Origin of the sequence: Clostridium sp. UBA7791 (assembly GCF_002480755.1) — a bacterium.
GTDB lineage: Bacteria > Bacillota > Clostridia > Clostridiales > Clostridiaceae > Clostridium_J > Clostridium_J sulfidigenes.
In genome coordinates this window covers 1-14883 of sequence record NZ_DLCT01000004.1, presented here as the reverse complement: position 1 = coordinate 14883, position 14883 = coordinate 1, and the positions used below count along the sequence as shown (strand labels likewise).

Genomic DNA, 14883 nt, shown 5'->3' with positions numbered 1-14883 from the left:
TTGCCAGGTTTTTAACGTGGCTCGATAGCTCAGTCGGTAGAGCAGAGGACTGAAAATCCTCGTGTCGCTGGTTCGATTCCTGCTCGAGCCACCAAGAATCTAGATTTTATAATCTAGGTTCTTTTTTTATTGGTTTTTTATAACTAATATAAGCTATAGTATAAATCAATTAAATTTTATTTATTTTAGGATTTTGGATAATTATTCTATTAATATAAAATATAAGAATACGATAATTAAGTAATGGAGTTTGATAGGAGTGAGAGTATTATGGTAGACAGAACATATCTTGATACTGAAAAACTTACAATTTATGAAAATAGGAAAGTTAAAAAGCTTAATAAATCAAATAGAATTAATGATGATTTAAATAATAACAAGAATAAAAACTTTAAGGAACAATTAAATAAATTTAAAAAGCAACCAACTAAAGATAATATAAAAAAAGTAGACAAAGATAATGAGCCAGAAGGAGATATTATAGTGGCCGAAAGTCTAATTGATTTAATGAATGAAAATAGAATAATAACTGAAGTTGTAAGAGAAAAGTTATTAAATAATCCAGAGATTAGAGAGTATATAGATAAAGAAGAAGAAATTTTAAATACCATTATAAATAAATAAGGAGATAAAGAAAATGAAAATAAATGCAATGGGAATAAACATATCACAAAATAATAATATTAACAAAACAAGTTCATTGTTTAAAAATATTAAAGTGGATGAAGAAAACAAAGAAGGTAAAAGTTTAAAATTCAATAATAAAAATAATCAAAATGAGCTACTTAATAATTTTGAAAAGATAAAGCAAGAATTATTGCACCAAAAGGAAGCTTTAAGAGAAAAGCAGATGAGTCCAGAAGAAAAAAAGTATAAGATGGAAGAAATAAATAGTAAAATCCAGGAAGTAGAGGCTCAAATACAACAATTATTAATGAATGAGAAGCAAAAAGAAATAGACAAGAAAAAAGAGGAACTTGAAGCAAAAAAAGTAGAAGCAGAAAAGAATAAAGTAACTGAGGATGAAGTAAAGGATGGAGTTATAATATCTGCTAGTTTAAATGAACTAATAGAGATAAGTCATTCTACTGAATATATAAGTAGACTAAAAGAGATAAAAAATAGATTAAAAGTTGAATCAGGATATATTAAGCCCAATGAAAATTCTAATTCGTATAATAATAAAAAATTAACTAGCTTAAGTAAAGGTATATTGAATATAGAATCTAAGATATCCAATGAGATAGGAAATATAAATAAAAATGCTAATAGGATGAAGGATAAAATTAAGAATGAAATTGATAAATTAGAAAACAATGAAAATGAAGAGAAAAAATCTGAAGAAGAATTACAAAAAGAATAAATATAAATATAAATGTAGATAGGTTATACAAATAAAACTTATCTACATTTTTTTATAAATATATATTTTATATAGATTTTTACAAAATTATTTCGTAAATAAATTGTAAGCAATATATAAATAAATTGTAATGTATTTGTAATAAATTTACTAATTAAACTATGCTAAAATTAAACATGTAGTAAATAAAAATAAAAAAAATAAATATATTCAATTTAAACTAAATATATTTATAGATTAGACATAAATAATAGATGTTTTTAGATTAATTAGGGGGTAAATTAATGATTTTAAAAAACAAATTAATAAAATCCAGGTTCATACTGACTATATTAAGTATAATTTTTATATATAATATTTTAAATTTCAATATAGCAAGTGCAATAGATAATAAATATAACATAAATTTAAAGGCTTCTTATGGGGTAGATGGAAGATATAAAATTAATAGTAAAACTCCTATCAATTTAGTGATTACAAACAATGGGGTGGAGTTTCAGGGGAAGATACAAATTGAAACATTGGTTCCAGATACAAATAAATATGATTTAAATACTGAAAATATAAATATTGCTGAAAATACAACTAAGAGCTTGTGGTACAACATAAATATTGTGAATAAGTTTAAAGTAAGGTTAATTACAGATAATAATGAAGTTATACATGAAGAAACAATCAATGTTAATAAAGGAAGATTAAATGATGGAGATATATTAGTAGGTGTATTGACTGATGATTTTAATGGTTTAAATTATATATCTAATATTAATGTCAATATGAATAATAATCCTGATATGAGGAATAAAAAGTTAATTCCAGTTAGTATATCAGAAGAAGTTATAGAGAAAAATTCTAAGTTTTTAGATGTTATTGATATGATAATTATAAATAATTATGATACGTTAAAATTAACAGAGGATAATATAACTAATTTAAATCAATGGGTATCTAATGGAGGAATTTTAGTAGTTGGTACGGGAGAGAATTATAAAAAGGTTATAGGTGGTATTAATAATAAAATTATAAATGGTACTTTTTCTGAAGCCATATCACGGGACATGAGTATTGGAGAAGGTAATGTAAATGTATTAGCAGTGAAAATGAATATCGAAGATTCTATGAGCTTGTTTGAGGATAATAATTTTATAAGCAAGATTATTAAGAAAAATGGACAGGTTATTGTATTTCCCTGGGATTTAGCTACAGAAAAGATTTCAAAATCAAGTGAAAATAATTTAGTATGGGGAGAAATAACATCAGATTTTAATAATAAAATTGACAATGGTCGAGAAGGATTTTGGAATTTAAATTCATTATTAAGTACAGTTAAGGATATAGGTCTGCCATCTTTTCAGCTTATGATAATACTTTTTATAATATATATATTAATTATAGGCGTACTAATCTATATTGTATTGAAGAGGCTAAATAAAAGAGATTATGTATGGTTATTAATACCGATAATATCTATTGGGTTTACAGTTCTTATATATTTTATAGGCAGTAATTCAAGGGTACAAGACATTATAGCGAATAAAGTAAATATTGTATCAGTAGATTTAGATGGACAGACAAAGATCGAGAGTTATCTAGGGGTATTAACAGCCAAAAGTAGAAAAGTAGTAATAGAAGAACCAGAAGATATAAATCTAAATCTCATAGAAAATACCAATGACTATTATAGATATAATAATAATTATAATAGCAATGAAAATGCAACTATGAGATTAAATATGATAAAAGAAGGGGATAAGACATACTATAATTTTGGTGAAGTGTCTTCATTTAGTCCGGAAGTTTTTCAGGTTAGTAATTTTAATACTACCTTTGAACCATTGGAGCAGGAATTGAAATTTTATAGTGGTAAGCTAACGGGATATATTACCAATAATTTAGGGTGTGATATTAAAAAGTTAGTGGTTATGACTCCATATAAAATATGGGATTTGGGAAGTTTAGCTAATGGTGAAAAGATATCTGTAGAGGATAGTGATAAATTTACTTCAGCATTAAATATGTGGGAAATAACTAATAAAATTAGAGATGATAATTATAATAATGGTAATAAAAATAAAGATAATAAAAAGTATGAGTTAAGAACTTGTGAGTTATTGGATTATTTATATAATAACTCTATGCATGATAATAATAAAAATACTTCTAAACTAATTGCGGTTACAGAAAAGGAAGTAGAATATGATTTAAAAGTAAATGGTAAAGCCCCTTTGAATAAAAATGATACTATATTCATAAATGATATAAATATAAGTTATAAGTCAGAAGATGGCACTATAGAATATCCATATGGTTATTTTGTACCATATATAATGGAACAAAGTAATGTAGATGGACATTATGACCCTAATGAAAGAACAATAAGTGGAAACTTGGAATTAATACTTAGTTATCAATTACAAGAAGAAGATGTAGTTATAGAAAGTATTAATTTTCAAAAGAATTACTCTCAAGGTAGTTCCAAAATGAAGGGTGAGTATAAAATTTACAATTACAAGATTAAAGATTATGAAGTATTAAATTTTGATGATGAGTTAAGCTTAACTAACATAGAAGACTACATCTTAGATGGAAATATTAAAATTAAAATTCATGGTAATAATGAAGAGTGGACTAGAATTCCGGATATTTCTGTGAAGGGTAAGGTGAAGTAGATGTTAACTATAATAAATCTTGAAAAGTTTTATGGTAAATATAAAGCGGTTAATGGATTAGATATGCATCTAAAAAAAGGGGATATATTTGGATTTATTGGTCCTAATGGAGCAGGGAAAAGTACAACTATGAAAATCATTGCTGGACTATTACCGGCTGACGGTGGAGAAATATATGTAGATGGGATAGATGCTTTAAAGGATAATAAAAAGTTAAAAGAAAAAATCGGATATATGCCTGATTTCTTTGGGTCTTATGAGAACCTAAAAGTTATAGAGTATATGGAGTTTTATGCATCTATTTATGGGATTGTAGGAAAAGAATCAAAAGATTTGATAATGGATTTACTAGAATTAGTTAACTTAGAAGAAAAAAAACATGCCTATGTAGACGGATTATCTAGAGGGATGAAACAAAGACTTTGCCTTGCAAGAAGTTTAGTTCATAATCCAGAGCTGTTAATTCTTGACGAACCAGCTTCAGGAATGGATCCTAGATCTAGATTTGAGATGAAGGGTATTTTGAAAAATCTCAAAGACATGGATAAGACAGTTATCATAAGTTCTCACATACTCTCTGAAATGAATGAAATTTGTACATCAGTTGGAATTATAGAAGAAGGTAATTTGATATACTCCGGTGGTATAAATAACTTACTAAGCAGAATGAGTAGTAATAATCCATTAAAAATAATAGTAAGAGATAAAGTTAAGGAATCAAAGGTTATACTTAGTGAACTTCCATATATAACAAATATAAAGGAAAATTCAAAAGAACTTACAGTTTTTTTCAATGGAGGAGAAATAGAAATATCTAATACTATTAAGGCTTTGGTATTAAAGGATATACCTATTGTTTCTTTTACTCAAGTAAGTGAAAATTTAGAGGATGTATTCATAAAGATTACTGAAAAGGAATCGAAGTAGGGGGAAAGAATTATGAAAATTAATCCTATATTGAAGAATGAAAGCAAGGTAGGAGTTAGAACCTTCAGATTTAATTTAATGGTTATGTTATATGTAGGGATACTTTCAATAGTAGCTATGTGGGCTTATTTTATTATAAATAGTGATAAATATGGTATGGGAATAGATTTAAGTAAATTTACAATACTAAGTTTTGCTTTAGCTTGTGGGCAAGCGGTATTATTGATGTTTATAGTACCAGTACTTACAGCTACATCAATCACAGGAGAAAGAGAAAGGCAGACATTAGATATTTTACTTTCAACTAATCTGTCACCTATGAAAATAGTTTTAGGAAAATTAATGTCAACTGTAACAAAAGTTGCTTTATTAATTATTAGCACTATGCCAATATATGCTATAAACTTCTTAGTTGGAGGTACTAGTTTTAAAGAATTAATTATATTAACACTATTTTTTATAAGCACAACTATATATGTGGGATCTATAGGGATATTTATGTCTACTGTATTTAAGAGTTCAAAATCTTCAACGGTGGCAAGTATATTAACGGTTTTATTTATTGTAATTGGAACTATTATAATAGGTTTTGTTGTGATTAGTAGAGATTATTATGATGCATTATCTAATAATACAATATCAACATTTACAATAAATCTACCATTTTGGTTGTATATTAATCCAACTATTGAGTTTATATATATTCTAATTAAACAAAATGGAATTTTATACTTTGCTCCTGATTTAATAAACTATATGAATTTAAATAAAATATTTGTTATATCTTTAATAAATCAAGGAATAGTAACATTATTGCTAATATTACTTTCAGCATGGAGATTAAATCCAGTAAGAAAATCAATTATTAAGGTGAGAAGATGAACAATATAGATAAACAAATTTCAAAGTTTATAAAGAAAGGTGGAAAAAGAATAAGGCTAAATGTATTTATAGAGAATTTACTAGTGTCACTAATAGTGGCATTAAGTATTTCCTCTATGGCAAGTATATTAGGGTTATTTATACCCATATACAATTTATTTGAAATATGCTTTATTATATTCGCTATATCTATTAGTATTTATATATTTGTATATTTGTATAAGCTTAGACCAGATAATAAAAAGGTAGCTCTTAATCTAGATTCTAAGGGGCTTAATGAGAGATTAATTACTTCATTAGAATTAATAAATAAGGATGACAACATATCAAATGCACAGAAGGAAGATACCATAGAGGTAATAAGAGAAATTAAGATTTCAAAAATTACTCCTTTTCACATAAAAAGAAAGAATTTATATAGTTTAATAGCTATTTTAACAGTTTTGATTATAATTTTATGTATTCCGACTACTGCTAAAAACCAAGCTAGAGAGATTAGAAAGATGAAGAAGTTTAATAAAGAAGTAATAGAAAAAATAAAGGATGAGAAAAAAGACACTAAGGGTAGTGAGGAGTTATTAGAGGATGATAAGTTAGATATAGTAAAGGAATTAGATAAGTCTATAGATGAAATAAAGAAGAGTAAAAGTAAATTAGATACAGAAAAAGCTTTAAATAAGCTGGAGAAAAAACTAGATAATATAGAGAAAAACTTAGATAGTGTGGATAGTAAAAAAAAAATACAGAATATTTTGAAAAAATTAAATTTAAACAAAGAACAAACAAGTGAAAAATTAGCTATTTTAAATAAAATAGCTAAGGAGTTATCTAAAATTGACAAAATGAAAGAGCTTAGTGAAGCTATAAATTCTCAGGATGGAGATAAAATTAAAGAAGCTTTAGATAAATTAGGGGAAGATTTAAAGAATTTGAAAGATGAAGATAAAGAAGAAATTTCAAATAATCTTGAGAATATATCTGCTAATATAGCAGATGAAAATTTAAAAGGTGCATTATCCTCTGCAGCAGCATCCATTAGTAGTGGGAATATAGATCTTAGTAAGTTACAAAATGCTTTGATAAGTTTAAATAAGGATTCCATCAATGCTGATAATGGAGATAATAAAAATGGTACTGGAGCACAAAATAATCAAAGTGGAAATGGAACGAATGGCCAAGGGAATGGTAACGGCAATGGTATAGGTAATGGAATGGGAAATGGTAGTGGTTCAGGAAATGGAAGTGGATGGGATACTGGAAATAAAGAAAATGGAGAAGGAAAGCTTAACAGTGGTGAAAAAGTATTTCTTCCTAATAGAGGTACAGGTGCTGATGAAAATTTAAAAGGAAATATATCAGAAGGCGGAAATTCTCAAAGTATCACTACAGAGAATGGAGTAAACATAGCTGGAGATTCTATAGACTATGAAAAAATTATTCATGAATATTCTAATAGTGAGATAGTAGGACTTAAAAATAAATCAATACCAAAGTCGCTGCAAGATTTAATAAAAAAATACTTTGAAGAATTAAAATAAGAATGAGGTGGAAAATGGAGATAAATAAACAATTAATAGAAGATACTGTAGAGAAAATAAATAAGTGTGAAATTGAAATATCTAAGGGTATCATAGGTCAAAAGGATGTAATAAGAAAGGTTTTAATAGGAATTTTATGTGGAGGAAATATACTTCTAGAAGGGGTACCAGGACTTGGAAAAACCCAACTAGTTAAAACTATTTCTAAGGTCTTAAAGCTAAGTTTTTCTAGAATTCAATTTACACCGGATCTTATGCCTGCTGATGCAGTTGGAACAAACCTTATTGTTAAAGATAAAGAAGAAACTAAATTTAAATTTGAACAAGGCCCTATATTTGCCAATTTAGTTTTAGCAGATGAAATCAATAGAGCTACTCCTAAGACTCAATCAGCTCTTTTAGAAGCCATGCAAGAAAAAACTGTTACCGTAGGAAGAACCACATATAATTTACCTAATCCATTTATGGTTTTAGCTACACAAAATCCAATAGAGATGGAGGGAACTTATCCTCTTCCAGAAGCTCAGATGGATAGATTTTTATTTAAGTTAAAAGTCGATTTTCCATCCTTAAATGAGTTAAAGGACATTATGGATATTACTGTTACTAATAACAATGTAGATTTGAAAGATATACTCACAGGTGAAGATATATTGGCTATGAGGTCTATTGTAAGAGAAGTACCTATGGCAGAGGCAGTTAAAGAATACGCGCTAAAACTCATATTAGCAACTCATCCTGAAAGTGAATATTCTAATGATTTTGTAAAAAAGTATGTAGAAGTAGGAGCAAGTCCAAGGGGAGCTCAAGGTCTTTTTAATGGTTCTAAGGTAGAAGCTATTTTAAAGGGTAGACTTAATGTGGCCTTTGAAGATATAAATGATATTGCATATGCAGTGTTGAGACATAGAATATTCCTTAATTTTGAAGCTGTATCAGAAGGTATAACTACTGATATGGTTATTAAAGAAGTTATTAAAAGTTTGAAGGTTATATAAAATGAACAGGAAATTTGATAAAGAATTTTTTAAAAAACTAAATAATATTAGTATAAAATTAAATCTTAAGTTATCCAAAGGAACTCAAGGAGGGCGGAAATCTAAAGCTAGAGGAACTTCAGTAGAGTTCTCAGATTTTAGAGAGTATGTTCATGGGGACGATTTTAGAAGGGTAGATTGGAATGCTTATGGAAGATTTGAAAAATTATTTGTAAAACTTTTTATGGAAGAAAGAGAAGGTAACTTTAGTATATTTATAGATTGTAGCAAATCTATGGATTTTGGAGAATTTAATAAAGGAAACATGGCCTTAAAAATAGCAGCATCCTTAAGTTATATTGCTATTAATAATCTTGATAGGGTAAGAATTAGTGTATTAAAGGAAGAGGGAACTGAACTATTTAACAGGTCAAGGGGAAAAGAATCTTTTATTAAGATTATAGATGGCTTAGAAAGCTTAGAGTTTAGTGGTAAAACAAACCTGAAATCAACTATATTAAAAAATAGATTTACTAATATAGGTATGTCTATTCTAATATCAGATTTTTTAATTTCTAATGGAGAAGAAGAAATAGAAGAAATAGTGAAGTATCTTACTTATAAAAAACAACAGGTTGTATTTATACAGATATTATGCAAAGAAGAAAGAGATCCTGAGATTATAGGAACTAAGAATATTATAGATATGGAAACTAAGGAGGAAGCTAAAGTATCAATAACACCAAAGATATTAAAATTATATAAATCTAGGATAAAGGAACATGAAGATATGTTAAAAAACATAGTTAAAAAGTATGGTGGAGCCTTTATAAGGGTAAATTCGGAAGAGGATATAGAAAAAATAATTTTAACAGATTTATTTAATCATAAACTTTTAGGGTAAGGAGGAAATTTATGAGCTTTTTGAATATATGGCCATTATTTTTTTTAGTAACCATACCTTTTTTAATTTTATTATATATTTTAAAGGAAAAATCTGAGGATCTCTCAGTATCATCGTTAATATTTTGGCAAGAAATATATAAAACACTAGAAGTTAATAGTCCTTTTGAAAAATTAAAGAAAAATATTATGTTATTCCTCCAAATATTGATTGCATTATTAATTATATTAGCTCTTATGAATCCATTTATAAGATTTTTTGGTAAGGAATATACTGATTTAATAATAGTAATAGACAACTCAGCTAGTATGTTAGGTATAAATAAGGAGGAAAACTGTATCGATAGAGGAAAAGCTATAGCTAAAGAATATATAGAATCTGCTGCAAATAGTACAAAGATATCTGTTATTACAGCAAATAAGGATGTGGAGGTATTAGTTACAGCATCAAAAAATAAGGACTTAGTTAAAGATAAAATTGACAGCATAACTAAAAGTCTTAGTCCAGGGGATTTAAATGGTTCTATAAAATTAGTTGAATCAATGACTAAAGAGCTAAAAAATTATGAGGTGTTATTTATAACTGATGAAGAATTAGACATAGGAGATATAAATGGAAGAATAGTTTATTTAGATAAAAACAAATCTAATATATCTATAGATAATATTGCTCATAAAATAGAAGATGGAAAGGTATCAATAATATCAACCATAACAAATAGAGGAAATGATGATTATAGTGGAGATTTTTATCTTTATGGGGAAAAGGAATTACTAGAAGCTACTTCCATAGAATTAAAAAAAGGAGAAGAGATTACACTTAATTTTAATATAGAAGATACTGATATAGATTACTTAAAAGGTGAAATATCAGGAAAGGATGCCATATTAGAAGATAATACATTTTATCATGTAATGAAGAATAATGATGATAAAAAAGTATTGCTTGTAAGTAATAAAAATGTATTTTTGGAGAAAGCTTTGTCTGTAGTTAGTAAGGCAGATGTAATAAAAACTAATGATATAAGTAATATATCTGAAAAGGATAGATATAATTTATATATTTTTGATGGCATGTTAGGTGAATATATGCCTCAGGATGGTAATATTTTAATAGTTAATCCAACAGAAAATAATTTATTTAGTGTATTAGGTGAACAAGCTGGTGGAGAAGCTGCGGTAGTTAGTGAAGATATACCTAAATACCTTCAGAATATGACTTTTATAGCATCTAAAATAAAGAAGACTGAAATGCCGTCATGGGCAAAGTCTTTAATAAATATAGGAGATAAATCTGTATTATTTCTCGGGAAACATAATAATCAGAAAGTTGCTGTAGTAAATTTTGATTTTCATGATACTGATTTGCCACTTAAAGCAGAGTTTCCTATGCTTATTGATTATATATGTGAAGAGCTTATAGATAGAAATATAGTTAATAGTAATTATATTGGTGGAGAGGATATAAAAATAAATGGAAGTTCAGTATATGATGAATTAATTTTAACTACTCCCAGTGGAAGAGTGCATACTATAGAGAATGATAGTATATTAAAGGAAAATTTAGAGCTTGGAGTTTATGCTATAGAAGATAATAATCATAGTTTTAATGAAATGTTCTCTATTAATTTTCCATCTATTGAGGAAGGAAATATAATGGAAGATACTATAGAAGATTTAGAAGCTAGATCAAATAACAAGGGTAGCATTAAAGGAATGTTAAATATAACACCTTATATAATAAGTTTAATTATGCTTTTTATTATTGTGGAATGGGTTTTGTATAAAAAGGGATATTAAAGTATATATTAAAAATTAATTTTTTATAGCTATATAATCATTAGAAAGGGGGGACTGGAGTGAACTTTGAAATTGAAAAAGTATATTTGTTATTTTTAATACCAATAATTCTCATGGTAATGTACTTGATATCTAAAAAGATTAAATTAAAAGACAAAGGTATTAGTTTTATTAATATAAATAAGTTTATTATTATAACAATACTTATACTTGCTATGTGTAACATAAGTATAAGTATTAAGACAAAGGAATCATCAACCATATTTTTATTGGATTTATCTCATAGTATGAGTAATTATAAAGGTGAAATAAAGGAATTTGTAAAAAGTGCTATAGAAGCTTCACCATCAAATAATAAAATAGGAATAGTTACTTTTGGTGAAAATCAAGAAATAGAACAGTTCCTTACCTACTCTAAAAGCTTTAATGATATTCAAACTTCTCCAATTGGTAATACTACTAATATAGAAGAAGCAATAAAATTTTCTTTAAGCATGTTTAAAGATAGTGACTATAAGAGAGTAGTTTTAATTACAGATGGAAAAGAAAATCAAGGTGATATATTAGAAACGTCAACTTATTTTAAGGATAATCAGATTGATTTTCAAGTATATAAAGTAGATAGTGAACAAGTAGAAGATGTATATATAGAAGATATAGATATACTTGACAAAGTAGCTATAGGAGAAGAATTTTCTGTAACTGTAAATATTAAATCTAATATTAAGACAAAATCAAGAATATCAGTATATTCAGGAAGAGAAAAAAAAAGTGAAAAAGAAATTGATATAGAAAAGGGCGATAATACATTTTTATTTAAAGATATTCAACATAAAGGTGGGTTTAAACCATATAAAGTAGTTATAGAGCCAGAAAATGATGGAATCTCATATAATAATGAATATACAACATATACTAATATAGTTTCAAAACCAGAGATTTTGGTAATACAAGGAAAAGTTGGTGAAGGAAAGGGACTTGAAGAAAATCTAAAGACCATAGGTAGTAGTTATACTATGATAAATCCTAGTACTGCACCTAGATCTATAAATGAACTTATAGAATATAAGGGAATATTTCTTTGCAATACCCATGTAGACGATTTACCTAAAGGTTTTTTAGATAATGTGGAAAGTTATGTGAAAGATTATGGTGGTGCAATTATAACTACAGGGGGAGATAATTCTTATGCTTTAGGAGGATATAAGAATTCGGTTTTTGAAGAGATACTTCCTGTTAGCTCTGATAAAAAAGGTAAAAATGAAATTCCGGAGATATCTTTAATGTTGGTATTAGATAGATCTTCTAGTATGCTGTCTTCAGATCAAGGCAGTTTTAGTAAAATTAGTTTAGCAAAAGAGGCTGCAATTAGATCCCTAGATAATTTAAGAGAAACTGATAATATAGGTGTAGTAACTTTTAATACAGAATATAGCTGGGCAGTACCTATGCAAAAGCTATCTAACAAAGATACGGTTTCTGATAAAATTAATAGTATTATAGCTGAAGGTGGAACGTCTATATATTCAGCGCTAAATGAAGCTTATAACAAGCAAAAAGAAAGTAGTGCAAAAATAAAACATATAATACTATTAACAGATGGACAAGATGGTATGGGAGAAAATGAATATAAAGCTTTAATAAATGATATTAAGAAGGATAAAATGACTTTATCTACAGTGTCTATAGGTACTGATAGTAATAATCAATTGTTAGAATGGCTTAGTAATAATGCTGGGGGGAGGTACTATCATAGTGATATATATACAGATGTACCAAGAATATTTGCAAATGAAATATTAATATCTACTGGGGAATACTTAATAAATGAAGAATTTACTCCTAAAGTATCTGCTCATCATGATATTTTGAATAATGTTATAGATGGAGGGAAATTTCCACATCTTTTTGGTTATGTAGGTACTTCTATAAAAAATACAGCTATAGAGATAATGACTTCTCATATGGATGAACCGGTTTTAGCAGCATGGCAATATGGTATTGGTAGAGTAGTAGCTTTTACCTCAGATGTAAATGGTCAATGGAGTAAAGATTTATTAGCGTTTGAAAAAACACCACAACTTTTTAGTAATATAATATCATGGACAATGATTGATTATGATAGTAGTGGAAATTTAAGTATTACACAGGAAGGAAGTATTGCCAAAGTACAATATGAGACTAACAATCATGAGGATAATAAGAAGGTTAAAGGAGCGTATACCTTTGAAGGAAACACTACGTCAGAATTTGAACTAAAACAAGTATCACCTGGTAAATATGAAGGAAATGTACCTATGAGTGAATTGGGATTCTATAGTTTTAACATTACTGAAGAGTTACAAGGTAAGACTATAGCTAGTCAATTAGGAGGGTTTGCATATCAATATTCTCCCGAATATAAATTTCAAGAACAATCTAATAGTTTATTAGCTTTAGTAGAAGATACTGAAGGAAAAATTATAAATTCTGTAGAGGATATATATGAGATAAAGAGCAATAAGGGGCATACTAAAAGAAATATAACTAATTTATTATTAATAACAGCTATGTTATTGTTTTTATTTGATATAACTTATAGAAGATTAGGTTTAAAGAGGTATATAAACAAGAAGCTCTTTTATAACATTAAAGAAAAGATATATGCAAGTAAAATAAAACAATATAAAGAAGAAAATAATACTATAAAAGCAAAAAAGATAGGTAGTTTAACTAAGAAAAATAAAGAAGAAGAAAATATATTTAAAAAAGAAATTATAAAAACAGATCTAGAAGAAAAAAAGCTAGATATAAAACAGGAAAAAACTAGTATAAAGCGTATAAGCATATGTAAAGATAGACTTAATAGGGATAAATCCAAAAATCAAAATAGGGGTCTTAACACAGGTGAGTTATTAAAAAAGAAGCGTGAGAGAAATGAAGATTAAAAATATATGTTTAAATTAAAAATGAGCAACCCTTTTATTGTAAGTGAAAGGGTTGCTCATTTTAATTATATATAAATAGTTAGATGTTTTGTTAAAAATATGTTTTAAATGATATATCTATACTAAATTTTCTTTAATGAAGTTAACTACTGTATCTACATGGCCTGGAACTTTAACTTTTCTAAATTCTTTAACTATGTAGCCATCTTTATTTATTATGAAAGTACTTCTTTCTATTCCAATAGTCTTTTTACCATACATATTCTTTTCTTTTAGAACATCATATAATTGACAAACAGATTTATCTTCATCAGCTAACAAAAGAAAGTTAAGTTCTTGTTTCTCAATAAACCTTTCATGAGATTTAATACTGTCTTTACTAATTCCAATAATTACTGTATCTAATTCATCTAATATTTCTTTGCTATCTCTAAAGTTTATAGCTTCATTTGTACAACCTTGGGTATTATCTTTTGGATAAAAGTATAATACTATATTTTTGCCTAAGAAGTCACCAATTGAGTGAGTATTGTTATCACTACCTATTAAAGAAAAGTTTGGAGCTTTTTTTAATTGTAATGTATCATTCATTATTATCATCCTCCTAAAGAAAGTTAATACTAATAATTAACTAATATCTATTATTAATATTATAACATTAATGGGGATTAAAATATACAAAAAGTCTAGAAAAAAGGATTAATATAAATATATAGTAAACATATATAAGGATACTTGTCCTGGTGTATCAGTACAAGAAAATAGAAGTATGTTGGTGAAAAATATAGGAATATATGAATATTATCTAGCTAACAGGTAAATAATGAAATTGAATCTATTTAAGATCATGATAAGATAAGTCTTGTCGCTGAGAGAAGCGGCAGAAAACAACAAGAA

At 26.9% G+C, this 14883-nt stretch carries 11 protein-coding genes and 1 tRNA gene; 11 read left to right on the top strand and 1 reads right to left on the bottom strand.

Annotated features, from left to right (window positions below; translation table 11 throughout):
• Nucleotides 1-18: 18 nt before the first annotated feature.
• The 11 genes from B3Z56_RS05550 (at nucleotide 19) to B3Z56_RS05500 (ending at nucleotide 13986) form a co-directional block, all read left to right on the top strand.
• Nucleotides 19-94: transfer RNA gene (locus tag B3Z56_RS05550), tRNA-Phe, on the top strand.
• Between the two features lie 176 nt (nucleotides 95-270).
• Complete coding sequence (locus B3Z56_RS05545; protein WP_346849281.1) at nucleotides 271-624, top strand: hypothetical protein; 354 nt, start codon at nucleotides 271-273, stop codon at nucleotides 622-624.
• A 13-nt stretch (nucleotides 625-637) separates the two neighbouring features.
• Nucleotides 638-1363 carry a viral A-type inclusion protein gene (locus tag B3Z56_RS05540; RefSeq protein WP_346849282.1) on the top strand — a complete coding sequence of 242 codons (726 nt, stop codon included), beginning with the start codon at nucleotides 638-640 and terminating at the stop codon, nucleotides 1361-1363.
• Between the two features lie 284 nt (nucleotides 1364-1647).
• Nucleotides 1648-4032 carry a hypothetical protein gene (locus B3Z56_RS05535; RefSeq protein ID WP_346878405.1) on the top strand — a complete coding sequence of 795 codons (2385 nt, stop codon included), beginning with the start codon at nucleotides 1648-1650 and terminating at the stop codon, nucleotides 4030-4032.
• A complete protein-coding gene (locus tag B3Z56_RS05530) occupies nucleotides 4033-4959 on the top strand; it encodes an ABC transporter ATP-binding protein (RefSeq protein WP_346849284.1) in 927 nt (308 codons plus the stop codon).
• Between the two features lie 12 nt (nucleotides 4960-4971).
• The gene (locus B3Z56_RS05525; protein WP_035135537.1) at nucleotides 4972-5841 is read left to right on the top strand and encodes an ABC transporter permease; all 870 of its coding nucleotides are present in this window, start codon (nucleotides 4972-4974) and stop codon (nucleotides 5839-5841) included.
• Nucleotides 5838-7379, top strand: coding sequence for a pectinesterase (locus B3Z56_RS05520; RefSeq protein ID WP_346878404.1), 1542 nt, complete (start codon nucleotides 5838-5840; stop codon nucleotides 7377-7379). The genes B3Z56_RS05525 and B3Z56_RS05520 overlap by 4 nt, the downstream gene beginning before the upstream one ends.
• Before the next feature lie 14 nt (nucleotides 7380-7393).
• Nucleotides 7394-8377 (top strand): MoxR family ATPase, encoded by a 984-nt coding sequence (locus B3Z56_RS05515; protein WP_346849287.1) that lies wholly within the window; start codon nucleotides 7394-7396, stop codon nucleotides 8375-8377.
• A gap of 1 nt (nucleotide 8378) precedes the next feature.
• The gene (locus tag B3Z56_RS05510; protein ID WP_346878403.1) at nucleotides 8379-9260 is read left to right on the top strand and encodes a DUF58 domain-containing protein; all 882 of its coding nucleotides are present in this window, start codon (nucleotides 8379-8381) and stop codon (nucleotides 9258-9260) included.
• Nucleotides 9261-9271: 11 nt separating this feature from the next.
• Nucleotides 9272-11059, top strand: a complete 1788-nt coding sequence (locus tag B3Z56_RS05505; RefSeq protein ID WP_346878402.1) for a VWA domain-containing protein — start codon at nucleotides 9272-9274, stop codon at nucleotides 11057-11059.
• A gap of 59 nt (nucleotides 11060-11118) precedes the next feature.
• The gene (locus tag B3Z56_RS05500; RefSeq protein ID WP_346878401.1) at nucleotides 11119-13986 is read left to right on the top strand and encodes a VWA domain-containing protein; all 2868 of its coding nucleotides are present in this window, start codon (nucleotides 11119-11121) and stop codon (nucleotides 13984-13986) included.
• A gap of 117 nt (nucleotides 13987-14103) precedes the next feature.
• On the opposite strand, the gene bcp is transcribed toward B3Z56_RS05500, so the two are convergent.
• The gene (bcp, locus tag B3Z56_RS05495; protein ID WP_346878400.1) at nucleotides 14104-14577 is read right to left on the bottom strand and encodes a thioredoxin-dependent thiol peroxidase; all 474 of its coding nucleotides are present in this window, start codon (nucleotides 14575-14577) and stop codon (nucleotides 14104-14106) included.
• Nucleotides 14578-14883: the final 306 nt, after the last annotated feature.